The sequence below is a fragment of the Lysinibacillus fusiformis genome (assembly GCF_002845985.1).
Lineage (GTDB): Bacteria > Bacillota > Bacilli > Bacillales_A > Planococcaceae > Lysinibacillus > Lysinibacillus fusiformis_D.
This window is the reverse complement of the sequence record NZ_PDFK01000005.1, coordinates 87,996-112,331: the sequence shown is the minus strand read 5'-3', so window position 1 is coordinate 112,331 and position 24,336 is coordinate 87,996. Positions and strand designations below refer to the sequence as shown.

Here is a 24,336-nt window from a genome sequence, read left to right as displayed (position 1 = left end):
TCATTGCGGAGTAGATGTATGATAAATTTCCTGATTCAATCACCCTACATTTCCTCTTAGGTTATATACGTTTATATACTAAAAAAGGTGTTTGGACAACCATTTAAAGGAGAATCACAATTATTTTCTTTTCACCATATTTATAGGTGAGGATTACTACTAACAGAAGAGAAAAATATGGAGAGGAATGTGAGTAAACGTTGGAAAATCAAAATGACTGGCTAGAAGAAAAACATCATCTTGAGCAAAGTTTAAACCTCATTGATTACAAAAAGAACGAATTATTGCTAAAAGAAAAGAGCTTCAAGGAAAATGCTGTCGCTCTGAAGAAAACTTTTTGGAACGATGTCAGAGTCAATTTAGACACTGCTGAAGATGTTGACGAAACCTTTTTCGCGATTAAGCAACAGGTAGAGCTTCTCTCTGACTCAGAGCTTGCACAGCAGCGTGCAATTCAGAATGTAAAGGTATACGAACGTTTACAACAGTCACCCTATTTTGCTCGTATTGACTTTTTACAAGATGGGCAGCAAGATCCATTAAAAATTTATATAGGTGTTGCCACTTTATTGGACGAACAAGATGAAAATATAGTTATTTATGATTGGCGTGCACCTATATCAAGTATGTACTATGATTGCACACCAGGTAAAGCCTCCTACGACACAACAGCAGAAGAGATTCATGGTGAAATGCTACTGAAACGGCAATTTATTATTAAAAACGGGCAGCTACAATCGATGTTTAATACTGGTCTTACCATTGGGGATGATTTATTACTTGATATCCTTGCACAAAATGCAAACGAGCATATTCGTAGTATCGTTGCAACGATTCAAGCTGAGCAAAATAAAATTATTCGCCATGTTCAATCACGCTATCTTATTGTAGAGGGTGTTGCGGGTAGTGGTAAAACAGCTGTGGCTTTACAACGAGTCGCTTATCTATTGTATCGCTATCGCAATGAAATGACGGCCGATCAAATTTTACTGATTACACCTAATCAACTTTTTAACCAATATGTCCATACGGTCTTACCTGATTTAGGCGAGGACAATATGCAGCAATTAACGTTTATAGAGTATGTAGAAAAACGATTAGGTCGACAGTTTAAATTGGAATATCCGTACGAGCAATTAGAGGGCCTTTTAACAGAAAAAGATGAAGCTCATTATCAAACAAAATTAAGTAGTATATCTTATAAAGCGAGCCTTGCTTACAAGCATTTGATGGATCAATATGTAAGCTATTTATCCAATAAGGGCTTATTATTTAAAAATATCGTATTTCGTGGGGAACGAATTATTACAGCACAGGAAATTACTGAATACTTCTATTCTTTCCCTTCCACTATGTCGATACCAAATCGCCTACAATTCGTAAAAGAATGGTTATTGCAGCAACTGACGAAATTTGAAAAGGCTGAGCGTACAAAAGAATGGGTAGAAGAAGCGACTGAACTATTAGATAAAGAGGACTACTCCAAGTCTTACAGTGAGCTTTTATACGAAGGGCGCTATACTGAAAATTCATTCGATGATTTAGATCAAGAACGACAAAAATTAGCGAGACAAATTGTTAAAAAATACTTTAAACCGTTACGCAATTCCGTTCACCAATTAAAGTTTGTGCATATGTTAGGTACGTATCGCCAACTCTTTGATTTGAATAATCCCATTACTAAAGATTTACAGCATCTTATGCCAAACGATTGGGAGGATATTTGCCAGCAGACACTTCCAAATTTAGCAAAACGTTTTATAGCTTATGAAGATGCAGCACCATTTTTATATTTACAGGACAAAATTGAAGGGCAGCAGACTAATACGATGATCCATCATGTATTGATTGATGAAGCGCAAGATTATTCTCCATTCCAACTAACTGTATTACAGCAGTTATTCCCAAAAGCACGTATGACTATTTTAGGAGATGGACATCAAACGATTCATCCACATACCTTCGATAACCCTTCCCTGCTCGACCCTCAATTATATGGTGAGCAGGCTGAAAAAATGATTTTAACGAAAAGCTATCGTTCGACAAAACAAATCATTCAACTTACTGCAAAAATTTTAAATGATGGTAGCGAAGTTGAGGCATTTAACCGAACTGGTCCAGAACCATCAATTACTGTCGTTCCTAATGAATTGGAACTGATAGATGAAATTACCCAAAACATCCATCACCTCTCTGCTAAATTTGAAACCATTGCTGTCATTTGTAAAACTGCTGCTGAATGCTCCGCAGTATATGGGCAATTAAGTAATCAAGTAGATATTCAATTAATTAACCATAATACGAAGCAGTTTAAAAAGGGTATTTTATTACTTCCAGCTTATATGGCGAAAGGTATCGAATTTGATGCTGTGCTTATTTATAATGCATCTGCTGCTAATTACGCAAAGGAAAACGAACGGTACTATTTTTATACAGCCTGCACGAGGGCTATGCATGAGCTACACATTTATTCCATCAACAAATTAACGCATTTCCTTCAATGATAGCTAACAGATCCTCCTGTCATAGTGCTGAAAAACAAAACTATCAATAGAATTCTTGTGAAAGGTGAAAATGGATTTCCGTTGCAGGCTACTTGCTTTCCTGTGGGCGAGCGCCGAGCCCACTACGTCTAGTATGAAAGAGAAGGAAAAGACACTTTTGCACATGGTTGGTTGGAGTGGAGCCAGCATCACAGCTGAGACCCTAGAGCGAACGGAATGCGTGAAGCGGCTCATCGGACGTGCCCTGAGAAGGATGCTGGCGGAACGGAAATCAACCTCTCGCCTTGCCAAAAAGTCTTTTTCTGCTATTTACTTCGTCTTTCTTCAACAACATAACAGGAGGATCTGTTACTGACAGATCCTCCTGTGTTTTTATATATAGAAAGTGTAATCTTCTGGAATGACACGTTTTAAAAATTTCTTTGTGCGATCCTCTTTTGGGCTTACGAAAATATCATGAGGGCTACCCTCTTCTACGACAACGCCTCCATCCATGAAAATCACACGTTTAGCAACATCTTTGGCGAATCCCATTTCATGTGTCACCACAAGCATTGTTGTGCCTTCAGCTGCAATATTTTTCATGACCTGTAGGACCTCACCTACTAATTCAGGATCAAGTGCGGACGTTGGTTCGTCAAATAAAATAATATCTGGGTTCAATGCTACTGCACGTGCAATTCCTACTCGCTGCTGCTGACCGCCTGACAGTTGACTTGGATAGGCATCATACTTTTCCGATAAACCTACTTTATCAAGTGCCTTTTTACCAATGTCCACAGCCTGTGCTTTAGGAATTTTACGTCCAATGATTAAACCTTCCGTCACATTTTCTAATGCCGTTTTATTAGTGAAAAGATTATAATTTTGGAAGACAAATGCGACACGTTGGCGAATTGCATGTACGTCTTTTTTCTTCACATGTTGAAAATCCACTTGAATATCTCCAAATGTCGCATGTCCTTGATCCGCTTTTTCTAAAAAATTGATGCAACGTAATAATGTTGTTTTTCCCGAGCCACTAGGGCCTAAAATAACAACAACATCGCCTTTATCAATCGCTAAATCAACACCCTTTAAAATTTCATTGCCACCAAATGATTTATGAATATTTTTAATTTCTAACATGCTCATTCACCCCTTAGGCATTTGCCACTTTGTATTTGCTTAAATATTTTTCATAGCGCTTAAACAAGTACTCCACCGTACTACATAATATTAAGTACACGATAAAGATATCCAGATAGGCTTCCACGTAATTGTAGCCAACATTTGCAGCTACTTTTGCCTTTAGTGTAATTTCAGGAAGTGACATTGCGTAGCCTAACGAGGTAGCTTTAATAAGATTGACGGTAGCTGTACAAATATTCGGTAGCGCAACTACTAATGCTTGTGGAATGATAATTCGAGTATAAGCTTGGAATGTTGTCAAACCTACTGAGTGTGCAGCCTCTAATTGCCCCTTTTCAATAGTGCTTAACGCAGAACGAAAGACCTCTATTAAAATGGCTGTTGAGCTGAATGCAAACACGATAAACGCATACCAAATTGGATTGATTTTATAAATATCATACGCAATATTATATTTTTCAAAAATAATTTTTAACATTAACGGGATACTACTATAGATAATAAAGATTTGTATAATGATTGGCGTTCCTCGCACGAATGAAACGTAAATTTTTGCTAGATGATGAATAACTGGAATTTTATTAATTCTAGTGAGTGCCAACAAAAAACCAAGTGGCAGAGCTATCAATAAAGCAACAACTGTGACAAGGAGTGCAATGGGAACACCAGATAATGCAATGAAAAATGTTTCAAGTAAAAATGGATAATTCACGTTCACGCCTCCTCCTTAAGTTGTTTCTAAAGTTTTCTTACCCTTCCCAAATATCTTTTCTAATATAGTAAATATTTTTTCTATAATAATTGATAACACCCAATAAATAATGGCTAATGCAATATAAATTTCTAAGGCATGAGCATTGATGTTACTGGCAATAATTAAATTTGCCTTGCCCACAATGTCAATTAGACCAATTGTATAAGCTAGTGCACCTTCTTGTAGCAAAGCAATCATACCATTCCCAAAGTTCGGCAAAGCAACGACAAGTGCCTGTGGGAAAATAATTCGACAGTATGCCTGAAATGGTGTTAAGCCCACACTAACCGCTGCTTCAAACTGACCTTTTGGAATAGCTAAATAGGCTGATCTTATCACCTCAGACATGATTGCAGCAAATTGTAAGGTGAATGTTACGACAACGAATATAGCTGTTTCAATTGAATGGAGGTTAAGACCAACATTTTCTGCTAATGCTGGCACACCATAATAGACAAGAAATAACAAAACGATGGATGGCGTACAACGCATAATCGTTGTATATAAATTTGCGAATTTTTGTAACCACTTTATTGAAGATAGCTTAGCTGCCGCCAACAATAAACCAAATAGTGTGCCTAAGATAATCGAGGACCCTGCAACTAAGAACGTCATTTTTAAAAATGGTAATAACATTGGGATTGCGTTCCAAATGTAGGTTGCATCAAAATATTTATCCATTTCCTCACCAACTTTTCCTTTTATGAATAAAGACTGCTGAGCATTAAAGACTCAACAGCCTTATTATTCGTTCCGTTTCAAACTAACGATTAACATTTTCTAGCACTTCAAATAAATCGCGACCATAGAACTTGGTGCTTAATTCATTTGGTTTTTTCTGCTCTTTAATTTGAGCTATCGCTTTATCGTAGGCATTGGCAAATTCTTGCTCTTTTTTATTGAACAGAGGCCATGTTTTAATGACAGCAAATTCGTTATAGACAACCTCATCTTTTAAGTTGTAATAAGGGCCATCCTCAGCAAGCACTTGTTGTTTAAATGGTCCCTCAATCATGACGCCACCATCAACACGACCTTCATTTACCCACTGCACAACGTCTACGGTAAATGCATCACCAGCTTGAAGTTGTACTTTATTATCTGGATTTGCCGTATTATACTCATCGATAATTGTATATTGCGCGTTATTAGCAGCAATCGGTGCTAAAGAATAACCTTTTTTTGCAAAATCGGCTAATGTTTTCACACCTTCATCCTCTTTACGTAAAACGAGCCCCGCACTACTTAACCCTAAAAATTCCTTCGGAAAAATAAATTTCTCTGTACGCTCCTGTGTAAAGAAGGCATTTTTAACCCCTACTTGATATTTCCCTTGCTCAACACCAATCAACAAATCATCACTTGTTGTACCTACGTATTCAAATTGATAGTCAGGTAATAATTCATCTACTAATTTCATTACTTCTACATCATACCCTGTTGGATTTCCATTATCGTCGATATAGCTAATAGGCTTGGAGGCTTGATCGTAGGCAACCTTTACTGTACGAACCTGTTCACCATCACCTGAATCCTTATCTGCTGATTCCCCTGAATTACACCCCGTCAAAAGTGCTATAGAAGCCAAACCAATTGCGGCAAATTGAAATAATCTATTCTTTTTCATCTGTCATTTCTCCTTATTTCCATGTAATCATTATGAATTTCCATTTAATCTTTGTTGTTCAATAGCGGCAGTCGCTAACTTTATAATCGTCATATCATCCATGGGCGGATTATGAAGTCCTGCACGGACGTTACGATAATAGCGTTGTAATGGATTGGATAGCTGCAAGCTTTTCGCTCCCACTACACGCATTGCCTTATCGACTATATCTATTGCCATGTTTGTTACTGTATGTTTAGCAACAGCCATTTCATTTGTTAATAAACTACGTCTAGCTGGATCATCATAAGCCTCAGCCACTCCATACAAGACAAAACGTGCTTGATGAAGCTTTAATTCAATATCTCCTAAAAGCTGTTGTACATTTGGCAACGTACTAATCGGAGCATTCAAGCTATTCGGTTGATGATGATTGGCAAAATGGATCGCATAGTCACGGGCAGCCTGTGCAATACCTAAGTATGTTGCTGGGATATGGAGTATCCAGCCATTTATCTTGCCACCACTAGGATGACTTGGTAACTCTACTAAATGCTCTGTTGCCACTATGACATCTTTTAACACAAGATCATGGCTACTAGTACCTCGCATCGCAGACATTTCCCAATTTTCTTCAATCGTTAGCCCTACAGAATCTTTATGAATGAGGAAAAAACCAATTTGTTGCTTTTCTTCAATCCAAGCTGAGGTAAGGAAATAATCGAGCACCGGTGACGCAGTCGTAAAGATTTTGCGTCCATTTAATAGCCAGCCCTCTTTTGTCGAAACAGCATATGTTCCAGGTCGACCACCACGTGTTGGACTACCCGTTGCTGCCTCACTAACTGCTCTATTAATGATGGCACCGCTCTTTATTTCTTGAGCGAATGCTGTTAATACATCTTCAGTCCATAAGTGGGTTTCATATATTTCACCAACAACGCCTAATGTCCAGCCAAGAGAAAGAGATGCATTTTCGTCATAGCTTGCTAATGTTTCTTGCACAAGGACCATATCATAGACCGATAAACCCTCTCCGCCATATTGTTTCGGTAAAGTTAGTTGTGGATAGCCAATTTGCAAAAGCAATTGATGTGCTTCAAACGGGAAACGAGATTGTTCGTCTACCTCAACAGCCTCAGCCTTAATTGGCTCTGCAATAGCTGCTAGCTGATCTAACCAAAACCGTTGTCGCTCTGTTTTTACAAATAAATCCTTCAAGTAAATCTCCTTCTTCCTAATATATATAAATCATATAAAATTACTAAGAATTAATAGTGAAAAAAAATCTCTGCCTACATATTGTAGTGAGACACTATTCGGTACTGAATTTTCTGATTCGTTGACATTTATAATACTTTTCACATTTGAAAATGTCAATGGGTGAAACTCAAGTTTTTTTGTTAGTTTAATATGAATTACAATGTTTCAATTTTACCTTTTAATTTATGCACCATGCTTTGTTTACAACATATGCTAAGACTAATGAAAGAGGTGTATACATGACTAATCATTTTAATTCGCCACAAAGTGCTGGCACCTTATCCTATTTGGCTCCACAAGTAATTCAAACTAAGTTTGGAGATATTAATGCCGATGGTTTTTTGGAAACAATTTTTTTAGTGGGCGTTCAACAACCGGATAGCCCTCTGTGGAAAAATATCACACTCACTATTTTTTATGTGCAAACACAACAAATGCAACAATTTCCCTTGAAACAGAATTTGGGCTATAATCCGACTATTTTTCTAGGCGATTTTACTGGTAATCATATTGAGGATATACTGGTTGTCTCTGATACTGGGGGTAGCGGAGGAATTATAAACGGTGAAATATTTTCATCCATCAACAATCAAGTTCGTTCTATTTTTGACGCAGAGTCTTTTAATAATAAACTCAAATATAGCGTTAATTATGTAGATCACTACAAGGCTGTAGTTCAAAGTTCGAATCCCGCTAAAAGATACACAATCGATTTACAGTATAAAGGAGCGGACTACTTAGCAGAAATTTATAATCCGGACGGTACATTAAAGCAACCTATAGAAGGCTGGGTAGACCCTTTTAGCGGACTATATCCCATTGATTATGATCGAGATGGAACCTATGAAATTTTAGGGTATCAAGGAATTGCAGGTAGGTATCATGCCGATGGACTAGGCTATGTAGAAAATGTTTTAAAATGGAATGGTCATGAATTTATGATAGATCGACAAACGGTTAGTATTTTTGGAGAGGATTTATCATAGAAGACTCTCTCTATTAAATAAGATGAAAAAACAGGAATCTGTTCATTTTTGCTTAAAAACAAAGCAAAATACGAGCAGATTCCATCATTTATATTTGTTTTTCAACCAAGGCAAAATAGTTATTTTCAGGGTCAGCAAAATTAAATACCCTACCCATTGGCATCATAACTAAATCGCCCACTTTAATGCCCTTTGCCTGAAAATCTTGGTACATTTCTTCAATTTTATCAGCATAAAACATGATAGACGGAGTTCCTAAGTTTAGCTCCGGCTGCATTTTAGCTATGATCTCTTTATTGTGCAACACAAATGATGTTTGTGCATCCTTCGTTGGCGCAATTTCAATCCAGCGCATCCCTGCTTCTTCCTGATCAGCAACGACAACAAACCCCACTTTTTCTCTCCAAAACTTTACTGCTACCTCTTGGTCATTAACATATAGCATTACCTGCCCAATTTGATGAATCATAACCTATTTCCCTCCTCTTTTGAGCATTAGTATATATCAAACTGTAGCTTTATATAGCTTCTAACGATTTCAATTTAGCGAAATTTCGAATAATTGACCATAATATATATAACTTGTAAATTATTATTCCAAAGTACTTAACTTTTATTTTATTTCTGATAGAATGAGAATTATTTACCTTCTAGGGAAAAGTTTAGACTAAAAAAATTATGTGAGGATAATACAAGTGAAACAACTAAGTTTAAGAAAAAAGCTTATTTTTTCGTTTTTAGCAATGCTTCTCATCCCAACCCTGTTGATTGGAATTGTTTCCTACCAAAGTGCAGAAAAGCAAATTTCCGAAGAACAACATGCAAGTGCAACTGAAAGTGTACGTATTCTTAATACTAATATTACGAATACCATTGAACCCAAACTAAAAGATGTGCAATATTTTTCAAAAAAATTTAGTAAAACCTACTTTCAAGATCATAACATTCCGAAACTTCAATCATTACTAAGCGAATACATTAATATGCACCCTGAAGTAGAGCTGATTTATATTGGTACTGCCGATGGCAAACTACTTGACGAGCCTGCTCAAGACTATCCTGATGGCTTCGATCCTCGTACAAGACCTTGGTATAAGCAAGCTTTAGATAATAATGGAGAGGTCTCCATCACTGCCCCTTATGTTACACAATCAACGGGTGACATTGTCATTACAATTACGCAGGCTTTACCAGATGGTTCTGGAGTCATAGGATTAGATCTTAACATTTCTACATTAAGTGATATTACGAATAATATCCGCATTGGAGAGACTGGTTTTGCCTCTCTTCTAGATAGCAATAAGCTCTATATCGCACAGCCTGAAAAAGAAAGTGGTACTGAGGCAACAGAAAACTATATCACTAAAATTTATGAGCAAGAAAGCGGCACAATTATTGAAAGAGACCGTCATTTACAGTTTGCTACAAATGAACTTACTGGCTGGAAGATAATAGGCACAATGTTTACTGCAGAAGCTGCAAAGGCTGCTGCCTCCACTTTAAATATCAACTTGATCATTATTGTTGTGTCCATTCTAGTTGGTATTATGTTTATGCTCTTCATGATTAAGTCTGTAGTTAATCCAATTAATCGACTTAAGCAAAGCGCGTTGAAAATTAGTGAAGGTAATTTAACAGAGTTTATTGAAATTCATTCTAAAGATGAAATTGGACAACTTGGGGAAGCTTTTATCTCCATGAAGGTTAGCTTGAAAAAACTAATTCGCAACGTGGACCAAAGCTCCCAGCATGTTCAAAAGTCTGCTCAAGATTTATCTGCCAATGCAGAACAAAATATTGCTGCCTCTGAACAGGTTGCGGATGCTATGCAACAAATGGCAGTCAGCACGGAAAAGCAAACAACAGGTATTGACCAAAATGCTATCTCCATTGAGGAAATTGCTAAAGGGGTTGTTGAGGTCGCAGACAGCTCTATGCAGGTATTAGACCTTTCTAGCCATGCTATCCAACTGGCAGATGAAGGTGGACAAGCAGTCGAGCAAACTGTACAACAAATGAACTCTATTCATGAATCTGTTACACAATCAGATACAATGATTAAAACTCTATATGATCGCACGAAAGAAATCGGTTCCATTTTAGAGATGATTAGTGCCATTTCTGACCAAACAAATTTACTAGCCCTCAATGCTGCTATCGAGGCAGCAAGAGCTGGAGAACATGGCAAAGGCTTTGCCGTAGTAGCCGATGAAGTACGAAAATTAGCAGAGCAATCTCACCAATCAGCAGAGCAAATTGCTGCGCTCATTACGAGTATTCAGCAGGATACGGCTAAATCTGTGCAGACTATGGTCAAGGCTTCAGCAGATGTTCAGGATGGCTTACAATTGACAGAATCAACAAGTAAGAAATTCGCCAGCATTATTGAAAGTCTACGAAACATTGCGCCAAAGATGGAGGATATCTCTGCCTCTGCACAAGAAATGTCTGCAGTCGTGGAAGAAGTCTCCGCTACAGCTATTGAATTATCAGATCACGCCAAATTAAATGCTGCAGCTACAGAGGAAGTTGCTGCTTCTACTGAGCAAACTTTATCCTCTATGCAGGACATGGCATCCTCTGCCAAAACGTTACTTGATATGGCGGATGAATTGCAAGGTTACGTAAATCGTTTTGAATATTAAATTATCCTTTCAGAATCTGAGTTCTATTATGGAGCTCAGATTTTTTCTGTACTAATTTGACATATAAAAACAGGGGAAATTACAAAATAAAATATTTTTCTACAAAAAGTACTATAGTATAACTTTATTTTCCAGATTTTTCAGAAAATTATGTTGATTATTATTCATTTTCCTCTTAGAATCAGATTAAACATTGGAATGACTTGTCTATTGAACCAGTTATCAAATTATGACAATTAACTAATGTCATTTTAAGGAGGAATACTATATGAAACAGATTAGCTTAAGAAAGAAACTCATTTTTGCATTTTTAATGATACTCCTCATTCCCGCACTTTTAATCGGGTATACCTCCTTTAAAAGTACTAAAAATCAGATTTTAGAAGAGCAACAAGCAAGCGCTAAGGAAAGTGTGCGTATGCTTAACAGCAATATTACAAATACAATTGCGCCAAAAGTTCATGACATTGGATATTTTTCCAAAAAAATAAATCAATCTTATTTACAAGAAGATAAAAAAATTGAATTAAAAAAACTTTTTCAAGAATATATTAATACTCATCCTGAGGTAGAGCTGTTATATATTGGAACAGCAGATGGTCAAATAATTGATGAACCCGTCCATGATTATGCAAGTGATTATGATCCACGTAAACGACCTTGGTACGTAGAAGCAATTGAGAACAAAGGGCAAGTATCCATTACTTCACCATATATCTCAAAATCAACAAATAATGTAGTAGTGACTGTCATGCAAGCTCTTCCAGATAATTCTGGTGTGATGGCCTTAGATGTAAATATCTCGGTTCTTAGTGCACTGACAGACAAAACACGTATAGGAGAAACTGGGTTTGCATCCTTACTAGATCGTAATCAGCTATATATTGCGCAAAAAGATAAAGAAAGCGGCTCACAAGCAACAGAAGAATATATGGCAAAAGTTTACGAACAACAGGAAGGTATGATTACGGAAGATGATCGCCAGTTACGTTTTGAAACCAATGAACTTACAGGGTGGAAAATAGTTGGTACAATGTTCATCGCAGAGGCTACAGAGGCAGCTACTGCTTCATTTACTATCACATTGCTCATCATTGGTATTTCTATTATTGTAGGAATTATTTTTATGCTCTCTATGATTAAATCTATTGTGAACCCTATTAAACGACTTCAACAAAGTGCATTAAAAATTAGTGATGGCGATTTAACGGAGTTTATTGATATTCATACAAAGGATGAAATTGGACAGCTTGGTGAGGCATTTGTCTCGATGAAAGTTAGCTTAAAAAAACTGATACGCAATGTTGACCAAAGCTCTCAGCATGTTCAAACCTCTGCCCAAGGACTTTCAGCTAATGCTGAACAAAACATAGCTGCATCTGAACAGGTAACAGAGGCTATGCAGCAGGTAGCTATCAGCACCGAAAAACAAACAACTGGAATCGATCAAAATGCTGTTTCCATTGAGGAAATTGCTAAAGGTGTTGTAGAAGTGGCAGATAGTGCCCTACAAGTTTCAGACCTGTCCAGTCAGGCTATCCAATTAGCAGAGGAAGGCGGACAATCTGTTGAACAAACTGTGAATCAAATGGTTTCCATCCATGAATCTGTGACACAGTCCGACACAATGATTAAATCACTGTTTGATCGAACAAAAGAAATTGGTTCCATTATAGAAATTATTAGTGCCATTTCTGACCAAACGAACCTTCTTGCTCTGAATGCCGCTATTGAAGCAGCCCGAGCTGGTGAACAAGGCAAAGGCTTTGCGGTTGTAGCAGATGAAGTACGTAAATTAGCGGAACAATCCCATCAATCAGCAGAACAAATTTCTACGCTTATTACAGGCATACAACAGGACACGGCTAAATCTGTGCAAACGATGATGAAAGCTTCATCAGATGTCCAAGAAGGGTTACAGCAATCTGAGGATACGAAAAAGAAATTTACAAGTATCGTTGAAAGTCTTCGAGAGATTGCACCGAAAATGGAAGATATATCAGCTTCGGCACAAGAAATGTCTGCCGTTGTAGAAGAAGTATCCGCAACAGCAATTGAGCTATCAGACCATGCAAAACTAAATGCAGCAGCCTCTGAAGAAGTTGCCGCTTCAACGGAACAAACATTGTCCTCCATGCAGGAAATCGCTTCTTCGGCTAAAACTTTACTTGATATGGCGGACGAATTACAAGGCTATGTAGACCGATTTAATTACTAATTATCCATAACGCTTGGCTTTCGACAAAAGACATGGATGAATTAAAATAAAGCACGATGATCTTTGGACTTTCCAAGATCATCGTGCTTTTAATTAGCTATTTATTCATTTGCCTCATGGCTAAATTGCCATTCAATACCGAATTTATCTGTCAGCGAACCGTAACATTTACTCCAAAATGTTTCTTGTAACTCCATCGTTACTTTTCCGCCGTCTTTCAGCTTATCAAATGCTGCTCGCATTTGCTCTTCGTCATCGGAAACAACCGCTAATGTAACATTATTCCCAACGGAGAACGGTGAGCCTGGAAATGTATCTGAGAACATAATTCTACTACCAAATACAGAAAGTCTTGTATGCATCACAAGATCTTTCGCTTCCTCTGGTAGTGGGTAATCAGGATTTTGAGGTGAATCTCCAAACGTCATAATTTCAGCCTTGTCCGTATTAAAAGCATTTTCGTAAAACGCAACAGCCTCTCGACAATTTCCATTAAAGATCAAATACACTTCTACTGCCATTTCCAACACTCCCTTGTCATTTTTTGAAACAATTCTATTGTACATGGATTACAAAACATAGCACAAATTATAAATGGAATCATTCATCTACAAATAAATTTATTCCCCCTTATTTTTAAATTTTTCATTTATTTTCGTAAAAGCTTTGACATTTACTCAAAAATCATGTAAATTACCAAATGGCGAACAATTTAAAATAAATCTTTAAAAATATTCGTATTTTAGGAGTGTATATAATGGATAACGTATTTGACTATGAGGATATTCAACTAATTCCCGCAAAATGTATTGTAGAAAGTCGTTCAGAGTGTGATACTTCGGTTACTTTAGGTGGGCATACTTTTAAGCTTCCTGTAGTACCTGCAAATATGCAAACAATTATTGACGAAAATCTTGCTAAGAAACTTGCTGAAAACGGTTACTTTTATATTATGCACCGTTTCCAACCAGAAACTCGTATAAACTTCATTCAAGAAATGCAAGGAAAGGGCTTAATTGCCTCGATCAGTGTTGGTGTAAAAGAAGATGAATATGCGTTTATTGAAGAATTAGCAGCTGCTAATTTAGTACCTGAATTTATTACAATTGATATTGCACATGGTCATTCAAATGCTGTTATTCGTATGATTCAGCATATTAAAAAGCACTTACCAAACAGCTTTGTCATTGCTGGAAACGTTGGAACACCTGAAGCCGTACGTGAACTAGAAAATGCTGGCGCAGATGCTACGAAAGTAGGCATTGGACCAGGTAAAGTTTGTATTACTAAAATCAAAACAGGCTTTGGTACAGGAGGCTGGCAGCTAGCTGCACTACGTTGGTGTGCAAAGGCTGCTACAAAGCCAATTATTGCTGACGGTGGTATTCGTACACATGGCGATATCGCTAAATCTGTACGTTTCGGCGCTTCAATGGTGATGATTGGTTCTTTATTTGCTGGTCATGAAGAATCACCAGGTGAAACAATTGAGGTTGATGGTAAAACGGTGAAGGAATACTTCGGCTCTGCCTCTGAATTCCAAAAAGGTGAACGCAAAAATGTCGAAGGAAAGAAAATGTATGTTGAGCATAAAGGTAGCATCAAAGATACATTAATCGAGATGCAGCAAGACTTACAATCATCTATTTCTTATGCTGGTGGCACAAAACTAGAGGCTATTCGAAATGTTGATTATGTTATCGTAAAAAATTCTATCTTCAATGGAGATAAAGTATACTAATCCATAGTAACCCCGATAAAGAACTACTTGTTCTTTATTGGGGTTCTCTTATGAGACCTTCCCCATCAATTGTTCTATAAGCATCATGAATACATAGTATATTAAAATATGACATTTATTATCAGAATTTTCTATTTTATTAGAAAACTATATATTATAATATAACTATATTGGAGGAACGGAGGTTTTGTTTCATGAAATCAGTACGTAATAAACTTGTTAGTCTTGCCATTATAGTTATTCTAATATCAACAGTACTAGTTGGAACCGTCAATTACATCGTAGTGAAAGGTGAACTAGATCAAGTAGGTCGACAAAGTCTTAAAAATGGCACACTAGGTATTCTTGAATTAATTGCACAATTAGATGCTCAAGTTCAAAAGGGAAATATAACGTTAGAGGAAGCTCAGGAAAGTGCAAGAACACAAATTGTTGGTAAAAGAGTTGAAGACAATAAACGATCCATCGATAATCCTGTTAAATATGGGGATAATTTTTATTTCTATGCCTTTCAAGATAGCGGCATAGTCGAAACGCATCCATCTCTTGAAGGGCAAAATATTGCTGATTTACAAACAGAGGATGGACGCTATTTTGTACGCGAAATGATTGAAGCAGCTAAGGCTGGGGGAGGATATGTCCGTTATGATTGGGCACTACCCTCCACCCCTGAAATCGTTGCTCCTAAAATTACTTATGTAGAAATGGACGAACATTGGGGGTGGATCATTGCAGCTGGTACATACGAAATGGACTTCAATGCAGGCACTAAAAATGTTTTCTATTACACACTTGGTATGACAATCCTTGCAACGATTATTGGTGTGGCACTCTTCTGGTTCTTCTCTGGACGAATGACTACCTATATACGCAAAATCATGGTGATTACTTCAGATATTGCTAAAGGTAAGCTAACTGGCGATGACATACCTGTTACCACAAAAGATGAACTAGGTATACTGGCTAATAACGTGAATAATATGAAACATAGCTTATATGAAATGGTCAACAATACGAAGGATAGCGCCTCTCAGATGAGAGTTTCTTCAGAGATGCTTAGTGCTATTACAGAGGAAACAACCGCTTCTGCTGACGAAATTCATCAAGCAATCAATGACATCTCTAAAGGGGCTGTTGTGCAAGCAGAAGAAGCTGAGATGGCCATTAGTAAGGTTGAAACACTATCTTCACTTATTTCACTTGCTACAAATAAATATAGTGAGATCACTGAAAATATGAATATCATCAATTCATCACAAGAAAATGGTAGACAAAAAGTAGAAGGTTTACTGCAAAATTCAAGTGAATTCACACAGGTGATTGAGGAGTTAAGAACTAATTTCTCCAGTTTGACGAATCAAATGAAAGAGATTCATCAAGTGGTACAAACAATTACATCTATATCTGAACAAACAAACCTCTTGGCACTCAATGCTAGCATAGAGGCAGCGCGTGCTGGTGAACACGGTAAAGGTTTTGCCATTGTGGCAGAGGAAGTCCGGCATTTATCGGAGGATACAAACGAAGCTACTACGCGTGTCAGAAATCTATTACAACGTATTGAGGTGGGTACTGCAAACTCTGATGCAAAGATGATACACACGCTCCAACTTTCACAAAATCAAGCCATATCGATTACTGAAGTAAAAGGAGCTTTTACATTCCTAGCAGACTCCATTCAGGATATTACAAAGCATCTCGTTTCACTAGATGAGGGAATGAACGACATGGCGGAAAATCGCATAGTGGTGATGAATGCTATCAAAGAAATAGCCAGTGTAGCTACTCAATCTGCCGCAGCTACGGAACAAATTAATGCTTCCATAGACGAACAAAAGTCAGCAGTGAACTCGATTATGCACTCCTCTATGGAACTTCATACAGAGGCAGAGCGCATGTACGACTTAGTAGAACGCTTTACATGACAAGAAAAAAGAATGCTACGGTTTAGGCGTAGCATTCTTCTTAACATTATAGTTTGTTAATTACTGCGTGGATTGTTTCCTTAAGCTCTGCATCATGATCAGCAAGTTCTACAAGGTTTCCTAGACGTTCACGTAATACAGGGCGCTCAATTACTAATTTTTCATCAAGTACTTGTACCAGTAGCTCGATAATAAGACGATCACGAACGTTTAACGCTTCTTCTAAACGTTCTGGTGTAATTTTCGCATCAGTTTTTGCAGCTTTTGCCATTTTAAAAACCCCTTTTATATTTTATATTCATGCACATCTATTTTAGCATACCACTAAATTATTTTGAAAACTTTCTTTCATGAAAATATACCAAAACTTTACAAAAAATAAAGACAAGATTTACGGCAAATTGTTATATTTATATCATAATAAGCCACTGCTCAGCCATATGATGATGTATTTAACAAACCTAATACTAACACTCGATTGGAGGAAATGTATGAATCAAAAAAATTTTACTTATTCGCAGCTCATTAAAGCTGTGCCGAAATCTCTACAGCTATTTCTCAACGTTTGCCTTGTGCTACTAGCTCTTATCCTATCATTTTTGCTTTTTAAGGAGCTAATCGAATTTCTTAAAATATTAATCTTCGCCAAGGAAGGTGGCGATTATAAATTATTCCTTGCCAATATTCTTATTTTCTTCTTATATTTTGAGTTCATCACAATGATTATTAAATATTTTAAAGAGGATTATCATTTTCCACTGCGCTACTTTATATATATAGGTATCACAGCGATGATTCGTTTAATTATTGTGGAGCATGATCACCCTCTAAACACTTTAATTTATTCATTGATTATCCTGATATTAATCATAAGCTATTTTATTATTAATATCACACCACTTGAAAGACCAACGCGATCTTCTATTTTTATAAAAAAGGAGCACTGACCGGTAGTAAGAGCTATTCCTATTCTAAAATGTCGAAATACATGTAGGCTTTTCAAACACATAGAAAAACTGCAATAAGTCTTATAAATATAGCTCTTGGATCGTTACTACACCCATCACCAGCGAAGAAAGCTCGGTCCAGAGCCAAAACCCATTTTCTTATAAAAATAAACGGAAACAAAACAACAAAATGAATGTTTTTTGCTAAAAAAATTTGAAAGAGATGTTAGATGAGTTCTTTAGCAACCTTCTCTTTTTATGTAATAAAACAACTGCAACAAGCCCTACCCACCAATTACTAGAAAACAGGTTCAATTGAAAGTCATGTAGTTGCATACCACCAATGAGTTTGTCATTTTCCCAAAGTCCATAATACTGAAAAAAATTATCAAGCGATTTTTCAGCTGCTCTTTTGTCCCATTCTTCCTGGATAGTCTTTTACAACGATATTCAGAAAGTCTAAAACATCTTGTTCTTTTAATAACTTCTCTATTACTCTCATCATATCCCCTCCATTTTCAAAGTGTTGCATGTTGTTTGTGCATTTTTCATATTAATTTTTATATCCCACAAATAACCTATACACCGAAATAATGAACAATGAAAATGATTAAAGGAGGAAAATAAATGTCTTTAATTGATTCGTATATTCACGAAGTGTCTAAAAGGCTACATAAGAATAAGCGTGAAGACATAAAGCTTGAACTAAAAGCTACGATTGAGGATATGCTGCCTGAGTCCTATTCTGAATCCGATGTTAAGGATGTACTCCAAAAACTTGGAAGTCCTACCGAAGTTGCGGCAAGCTTTCAGGATACACCTCGTTTTTTAATTGGCCCAGAGATTTTTGATCAATATACAAGAACAATCAAGCTAGTTATGCCTTGGGCTATTTTCATTACGGTTATTATTCATGTAATCCAAAAAATTGTGCTCTATTCAGGTGAAGAAGCGCTTCTTTCAACCATTATTTCGGCATTTGCCATGATTATTGTGGCGATTATTGCTGTAATATTTCACGTATTGTTTTGGATTACCGTTGTTTTCATCATCATCGAGCGCTCTGGTTCTGAAAAGATTCATTTACCCTTTTTGAAAAACGCCAAGCAATGGTCTCCTGATGATTTAGTTAAAATGAAACCCATTCCCAAAGTTAAAGTCATTACTTTAAGTGATACGATTTTTAGCCTAGCTGGAATTCTAATATTTTCTTTTGTCTATTGGAATGCTTATCGTCTTTTAGGGATTTATACAACGAATGACAATGGTAGCTTGAAATTTGTTATGCCAATCTTTAATCAAAATGTTTTACAATCATTTGCTCCTATCGTCTTATTATGTATTGTTCTTAGTCTCGCATTAACCTTTATAAAATGGCGTGCTGGTCAGTGGACAATGCTCATCGCCATCACGAATGCACTACTTCAAAGTGTAGGAACGATCGTCTTTATTTTAATGGCGATACACCAAGATTTTATTCATAGTGCCTCGATTCCCTACATGGCTGCTATCCTAGAAACAACATCCGCTAAGGTTGCCTATACTATAGATAAAATCTTACTCGTCAGTATAATTATTGCTGTTTTAGCAAATGCATTTGATATTTATCAAGGATTTAAAAAAGCGAAAGTATAAAATCCCCCTCTTCAAATCGCTAAAATACCTTTATTCTCTGATGTTTTGTATAATGATAAAGTTGAAAGTATTTTATATACATGAATAATCTGCACAATTCAATCAGAGTAAGGGGAATTAACTATGACCATTCTTCTAGTAGATGACAATCAAGTCAATCTATTTGTCATTGAAAAAATACTAAAAAATGCAGGTTATGATAACTGTGTTTCTCTTTCATCTGCTTATGAGCTATTTGATTATTTACAATTAGATGCACCAAATCCAACAGGAAATTCTGTAGATTTAATATTGTTAGACATTATGATGCCGGAAGTAGATGGTATTGAGGCCTGCAAACGCATTAAGCAAAATGAAAGATTGAAAGATATTCAAATCATATTTGTCACAGCACTGGAAGATAAAAACAAACTAGCAGAAGCACTAGACATTGGTGGCGTAGATTATATTACAAAACCAATTAATAAAACGGAGCTGCTTGCAAGAATTCGTGTTGCCTTACGCTTAAAAGCTGAATTAGACTGGCACACCCAGCATGACAAGAAAATTCAATATGAACTAGATCTAGCCACTCATGTACAACGAAGCCTGCTCAGTCCACCATTAAACGAGAAGGATATCCGGATAGAAGTTTCTTATCTACCATCCTCTAATTTAGCAGGCGATATGTATTATTGGTACAAAATAGACGATCATCGCTATGCTATCATTTTATTGGATATGATGGGTCACGGTATATCTGCAGCGCTTGTTTGTATGTTTATCTCCTCTGTTTTAAGAGAGGCCGTTAAACAACTAAACGACCCAGAGCTTGTCATCAAAGAACTGAATCGTTATATGACTCTTTTACAAGATGGAAAAGATAATAATCTTTATTATTTTACAGCGATTTATTTCATCATTGATACAGAGCAAAAAACAGTCGAATACATAAACGCTGGTCACCCTCCTGGATACGCACTAATAGATGAAAAAACATGTATTCCATTAAATCAAGGTAGCTGTGCGGTCGGCTTTTTCGATGAAATGAAAGTTCAAAAGCAATGTATTCAATATGAACAAGATATTCAAATTGTGTTATTTACAGATGGTGTTTTAGAGGCAATGGGCCCCTGTGAAATCGAATCAGAAAAGCATTTGCAAACGCTAACATCCACTAAGTGGGATTATTCACAATGCCTCATTGACAACCTATTACCTAAAGATAAACAAGAAAACCAGCCTGATGATATGTGTGTATTAATGATTCAAGCTAGCACTACTTCCATATAAATAAAAAGCAGAGGCTATCACATGAAGATAGCCTCTTACTCATTAATACATTTTTTGATAAATTCTTTCGTAGCCTACGATTTCTCGATATTTTGAAATAATCTCTTCAAACCGCAATGTTTCTTTATCCCCTAAGCATAAAAATCCCTTGTCACTTAGACTCTCATAAAACAAGTGGTGTACCTGGCTCTGTAGCTTAGGTGAAAAATAAATCAGGACATTTCTGCACAAGACAACATGAAACTCATTAAAGGAATGATCCGTTACTAAATTATGCTGAGCAAAAATAATATTTTTCAATAGTGTTGGATGGAAGTAAGCATATTGATAATCTGTTTGATAGTATTCTGAAAACGCATGGGCTCCTCCAGCAAGCATATAGTTTTTCGTATATGCCTGCATTTTATGAATAGGGAAAGCCCCTTTCTTCGCTTTTTCTAATACTTGCTCATTCATATCTGTTGCATAAATAATAGACCTCTCTATAAGCCCCTCTTCCTGAAGTAAAATAGCCATAGAATATACTTCCTCACCTGTCGCACACCCAGCATGCCAAATACGTATTTCTGGATACTCTCTTAAAATGGGGATTACTTTTTCACGAAAAGCTTTAAAAAAGCTAGGATTACGAAACATCTCGGTTACATTTATCGAAAAATCATTCAACATCTGCTCTAAAAATTCTTGATCATGAATGACCTTTTCTAGTACCCGGGAAATCGTTGGAATGTTATTGATCCCCATCCTATTATAAATTCTACGTGAAATGGATGAACGATTGTATTGACGAAAATCATAGCCTGATAAACGATAAATAGCCTCTAGTAATAAATCAATTTCTAAATTTGTTTGTTTATTTAATTGTATTTTTTGCTCCAAAGGCTGAAATTGCTCCATGTTCATTAACTCCCTTTAGAAACGAGCCAGACTCTTAAGACCGATAGTAATTGATCTAAATTTAATGGCTTGCTAATATAATCAGATGCGCCAGCCTGCAATGATTTATCACGGTCATTTTTCATAGCCTTTGCCGTCAATGCAATGATCGGTAAGTCTATTCTTTTCATTTGTTGTCGAATAATAGTCATCGCTTCATAGCCATCCATATTCGGCATCATTATATCCATCAGAACGAGGTCGATGTCAGGATGAGCATGCATTACCTCTAAGCATTCAAGCCCATCTTTAGCAACTAGAATGCTCATACCTCTTTTTTCTAATGCCGTTTTTAATGCATAAATATTACGGTTATCATCATCTACTATTAAAATATTTTTCCCTTGGAAAACCTCTACCTCTTGTTGAAGGGCTCCCTCTATTTCCTTTGACTGCTCTGCAATTGGCTCCTCTACCAATGTAACGGCCACTTCGTTCATGGCAAGCTTTTGACAATGCTCCTCTTCGATTCCATTTGGTAAGCTTGGAATCGTTAACGTAAAGCTACTCCCCTGTCCTTCAGCACTTTGCAGCGTAATCCAACCACCAAGCAATTTAGCAAACTCCTTACAAATAGAAAGACCAAGTCCAGTCCCACCATATTTTCGAACCGTAGCGCCATCGGCTTGCTGGAATGATTCAAAAATAAGCTGATGCTTGTCTTTTGGAATACCTATCCCCGTATCTGATACAGTAATTTCAAGCCAATCTGTACTTATATCCTGCATATTATTTGTTAACTGCTGTGGTGTAAGCTGATGAATAGCTAAATTTACCGAACCATGTTCCGTAAATTTAAAGGCATTGGATAATAAATTCTTTATGATTTGATGGAATCTCTTTTCATCTGTATAGAATACATCTACAACATGATCTGCCTTTGAAATATGGAATGCTAAATTCTTCTTCATCGCAACAGGTGCAAAGGTATGTTCAATTTGTACAGGTACTTCGCTCATGTTCACTTCATTAAAAATAATATCAAGCTTTCCTGCCTCGACTTTTGATAAATCTAAAATATCATTAATTAAAGCAAGTAAGTCCTCTCCAGAAGAATGAATGACTTGAGCATACTCTATTTCCTCGTCTGTTAGATTTTGTTGACTATTTTCTGCTAGCATCTCCGATAAAATTAATATGCTGTTTAAAGGTGTTCTTAATTCATGTGACATGTTTGCTAAAAACTCGGATTTGTAGTTTGAATTCAAGATAAGCTGCTCGGCACTTTCTTCTAATTCCTTTTTCGCCTTTTCTAGCTCTCTTGATTTAGACTCTGCCTCTTTTGTACGTTCTTCAAGCTGCTCATTAATCATTGTCAGCTCTTCGGTCTGCATTTGTAATTCTTCTGATTGTGTCTGCAGCTCTTCTGATTGAACTTGTAACTCCTCAGTCATTGCTCTAGATTCATTCAATAGACGAACAATTTCCATGCGTCCTAAAACACTATTCACTGTTAGCCCAAAAGTTTCTGTGACCTGCTTTACTAATTCTTGCTGTAGCTTACTAAATTTAGTCATTGTCGCTATTTCTGCAACTGCTATCACTTCATTTTCAAAAATGACAGGAATTAATAAAATATTATGCGGTCTTACCTCGCCTAATCCTGTTCTGATTAAACGATAGTCTTGCGGAATATTATCATAAAATAACATTCGTTTTTCTAATGCACATTGGCCAATTAATCCTTGTCCTATTTTAAAGCTTTCCATACCGACGCGATCATCTCCGTCAGCAAATGCAGCCTTTTTCACAAATTGTACTTGGTCCTCTGTTACTTCACGAACATAAAATGCACCAAGGGATGCCTCTGTTTTCTGCGCGATTTCTGACAGGAAGGTCTCGGCCAATTTTGTGATGGCTGAAACTCCTTGATATTTTGTCACAATTTCCGCAATATTGCTTTGTAGCCATTCTCTCTTTTCGACTGACTCTAGCAGTATATTCGTTGCATTAGCAAGATCATTCACTTCATCATTGGTATTCACATAGATTCTTCTTGTAAAATCACCTTTTGTAGCTGCGATTTCTTGTATGGTTTGTGTAACTTCTGTTATCGTTTTTACAATAGAACGTGAAATGCCACTAGCTATGACAATTGCTATAATAGAAACTAAAATTAAAATCCCAAATAAACCACTAGTTAATTTATTATTTTGTTTATCTAATTGACTTGCCTTCGCCTGTGTATAAACATTTTCAGTTGAACGGAACGAATCAAATAACTTACGCATTTTCTCCAAATCTTGGCGCCCAGTATCTACTTTAAAAAACTCATTTAACGCTTCTATATTATTATCTTTTTTATATTGAATCGTTGGCTCTCCCGAAGTGGCAATCCAATGTTCAATCGTTTCCTCTATCTCTTTTAGTTTTTCCTGCTGTGATGGTTTATCTGTCATTCGCTGATAGAGATCATTAAAATCTATTTTCCAATTATCAGCTGCCTTATTATAAGGCTCAAGATAGCTTTGCTTGCCTGTAATAATGAAAGCTCGCTGACTCGATTCCATATCCAATATATATTTTTCAATTTCATTGGTTAGTGTTTGAACATTGGAATCGTACTTAATAATATAATTTCTTTCCTTTTGCAAAGAATTAATTTGATTATTTAATATGACAACGGCTGCAAGTAAGCAAAGAATGATTACGATATAACCTAATGTAATCTTAGAGCGTATACCCAATTTCAATCTATTTAACATTTGGTTTTCCTACCTTTACCTTTCTTTCACTCTATTTTATTACTAGTATACATGTAAAAATAACTGAT

General features: G+C 36.5%; 20 protein-coding genes. 9 read left to right on the top strand and 11 right to left on the bottom strand.

Annotated features, from left to right (window positions below; genetic code table 11):
- Nucleotides 1-200: 200 nt before the first annotated feature.
- Nucleotides 201-2,504, top strand: a complete 2,304-nt coding sequence (gene helD / locus CRI88_RS16550; RefSeq protein ID WP_058845145.1) for an RNA polymerase recycling motor HelD — start codon at nt 201-203, stop codon at nt 2,502-2,504.
- A gap of 372 nt (nt 2,505-2,876) precedes the next feature.
- Here helD and CRI88_RS16545 read toward each other — a convergent pair whose 3' ends face one another.
- The 5 genes from CRI88_RS16545 to CRI88_RS16525 all read right to left on the bottom strand — a co-directional run bounded on the left by CRI88_RS16545 (nt 2,877) and on the right by CRI88_RS16525 (nt 7,216).
- A complete protein-coding gene (locus CRI88_RS16545; RefSeq protein WP_101966870.1) occupies nt 2,877-3,632 on the bottom strand; it encodes an amino acid ABC transporter ATP-binding protein in 756 nt (251 codons plus the stop codon).
- A 13-nt stretch (nt 3,633-3,645) separates the two neighbouring features.
- Entirely contained in the window at nt 3,646-4,347 is a 702-nt protein-coding gene (locus CRI88_RS16540) for an amino acid ABC transporter permease (protein WP_036123914.1), read from the bottom strand.
- Nucleotides 4,348-4,362: 15 nt separating this feature from the next.
- The gene (locus CRI88_RS16535; RefSeq protein ID WP_036123917.1) at nt 4,363-5,070 is read right to left on the bottom strand and encodes an amino acid ABC transporter permease; all 708 of its coding nucleotides are present in this window, start codon (nt 5,068-5,070) and stop codon (nt 4,363-4,365) included.
- An 82-nt stretch (nt 5,071-5,152) separates the two neighbouring features.
- Nucleotides 5,153-6,016, bottom strand: coding sequence for a transporter substrate-binding domain-containing protein (locus CRI88_RS16530; protein ID WP_036123919.1), 864 nt, complete (start codon nt 6,014-6,016; stop codon nt 5,153-5,155).
- Between the two features lie 30 nt (nt 6,017-6,046).
- Nucleotides 6,047-7,216: an acyl-CoA dehydrogenase family protein gene (locus CRI88_RS16525; RefSeq protein WP_058844106.1), complete on the bottom strand. Its 1,170-nt coding sequence runs from the start codon at nt 7,214-7,216 to the stop codon at nt 6,047-6,049.
- Nucleotides 7,217-7,497: 281 nt separating this feature from the next.
- Here CRI88_RS16525 and CRI88_RS16520 point away from each other — a divergent pair, with 281 nt between their 5' ends.
- Nucleotides 7,498-8,244: a hypothetical protein gene (locus tag CRI88_RS16520; protein ID WP_058844105.1), complete on the top strand. Its 747-nt coding sequence runs from the start codon at nt 7,498-7,500 to the stop codon at nt 8,242-8,244.
- Between the two features lie 88 nt (nt 8,245-8,332).
- On the opposite strand, the gene CRI88_RS16515 is transcribed toward CRI88_RS16520, so the two are convergent.
- Nucleotides 8,333-8,713 carry a VOC family protein gene (locus CRI88_RS16515; protein WP_036119448.1) on the bottom strand — a complete coding sequence of 127 codons (381 nt, stop codon included), beginning with the start codon at nt 8,711-8,713 and terminating at the stop codon, nt 8,333-8,335.
- A gap of 226 nt (nt 8,714-8,939) precedes the next feature.
- Here CRI88_RS16515 and CRI88_RS16510 point away from each other — a divergent pair, with 226 nt between their 5' ends.
- Nucleotides 8,940-10,889, top strand: coding sequence for a methyl-accepting chemotaxis protein (locus tag CRI88_RS16510; RefSeq protein WP_058844104.1), 1,950 nt, complete (start codon nt 8,940-8,942; stop codon nt 10,887-10,889).
- Between the two features lie 268 nt (nt 10,890-11,157).
- A complete protein-coding gene (locus CRI88_RS16505) occupies nt 11,158-13,107 on the top strand; it encodes a methyl-accepting chemotaxis protein (RefSeq protein ID WP_058844103.1) in 1,950 nt (649 codons plus the stop codon).
- Nucleotides 13,108-13,208: 101 nt separating this feature from the next.
- On the opposite strand, the gene CRI88_RS16500 is transcribed toward CRI88_RS16505, so the two are convergent.
- A complete protein-coding gene (locus CRI88_RS16500; protein ID WP_036119456.1) occupies nt 13,209-13,628 on the bottom strand; it encodes a VOC family protein in 420 nt (139 codons plus the stop codon).
- Between the two features lie 236 nt (nt 13,629-13,864).
- Here CRI88_RS16500 and guaC point away from each other — a divergent pair, with 236 nt between their 5' ends.
- Nucleotides 13,865-14,848 carry a GMP reductase gene (gene guaC, locus CRI88_RS16495; RefSeq protein WP_036119459.1) on the top strand — a complete coding sequence of 328 codons (984 nt, stop codon included), beginning with the start codon at nt 13,865-13,867 and terminating at the stop codon, nt 14,846-14,848.
- 194 nt (nt 14,849-15,042) lie between these two features.
- Nucleotides 15,043-16,773 carry a methyl-accepting chemotaxis protein gene (locus CRI88_RS16490; RefSeq protein WP_058844102.1) on the top strand — a complete coding sequence of 577 codons (1,731 nt, stop codon included), beginning with the start codon at nt 15,043-15,045 and terminating at the stop codon, nt 16,771-16,773.
- 46 nt (nt 16,774-16,819) lie between these two features.
- Here CRI88_RS16490 and CRI88_RS16485 read toward each other — a convergent pair whose 3' ends face one another.
- Entirely contained in the window at nt 16,820-17,044 is a 225-nt protein-coding gene (locus CRI88_RS16485) for a hypothetical protein (RefSeq protein ID WP_036119465.1), read from the bottom strand.
- A gap of 220 nt (nt 17,045-17,264) precedes the next feature.
- Between CRI88_RS16485 and psiE the strand changes: the two genes are divergently transcribed.
- A complete protein-coding gene (gene psiE, locus CRI88_RS16480; protein ID WP_036119468.1) occupies nt 17,265-17,720 on the top strand; it encodes a phosphate-starvation-inducible protein PsiE in 456 nt (151 codons plus the stop codon).
- 400 nt (nt 17,721-18,120) lie between these two features.
- Here psiE and CRI88_RS22995 read toward each other — a convergent pair whose 3' ends face one another.
- Complete coding sequence (locus CRI88_RS22995) at nt 18,121-18,252, bottom strand: hypothetical protein (protein WP_257982925.1); 132 nt, start codon at nt 18,250-18,252, stop codon at nt 18,121-18,123.
- Nucleotides 18,253-18,347: 95 nt separating this feature from the next.
- Here CRI88_RS22995 and CRI88_RS16475 point away from each other — a divergent pair, with 95 nt between their 5' ends.
- Nucleotides 18,348-19,355: an HAAS signaling domain-containing protein gene (locus CRI88_RS16475; RefSeq protein ID WP_089933340.1), complete on the top strand. Its 1,008-nt coding sequence runs from the start codon at nt 18,348-18,350 to the stop codon at nt 19,353-19,355.
- Nucleotides 19,356-19,478: 123 nt separating this feature from the next.
- Nucleotides 19,479-20,627: a SpoIIE family protein phosphatase gene (locus tag CRI88_RS16470; protein WP_036119474.1), complete on the top strand. Its 1,149-nt coding sequence runs from the start codon at nt 19,479-19,481 to the stop codon at nt 20,625-20,627.
- A gap of 42 nt (nt 20,628-20,669) precedes the next feature.
- Here CRI88_RS16470 and CRI88_RS16465 read toward each other — a convergent pair whose 3' ends face one another.
- Both CRI88_RS16465 and CRI88_RS16460 read right to left on the bottom strand, forming a co-directional pair.
- A complete protein-coding gene (locus tag CRI88_RS16465) occupies nt 20,670-21,524 on the bottom strand; it encodes a CheR family methyltransferase (protein ID WP_058844099.1) in 855 nt (284 codons plus the stop codon).
- Nucleotides 21,525-21,529: 5 nt separating this feature from the next.
- The gene (locus CRI88_RS16460) at nt 21,530-24,268 is read right to left on the bottom strand and encodes an ATP-binding protein (RefSeq protein ID WP_101966869.1); all 2,739 of its coding nucleotides are present in this window, start codon (nt 24,266-24,268) and stop codon (nt 21,530-21,532) included.
- Between the last annotated feature and the right edge of the window lie 68 nt (nt 24,269-24,336).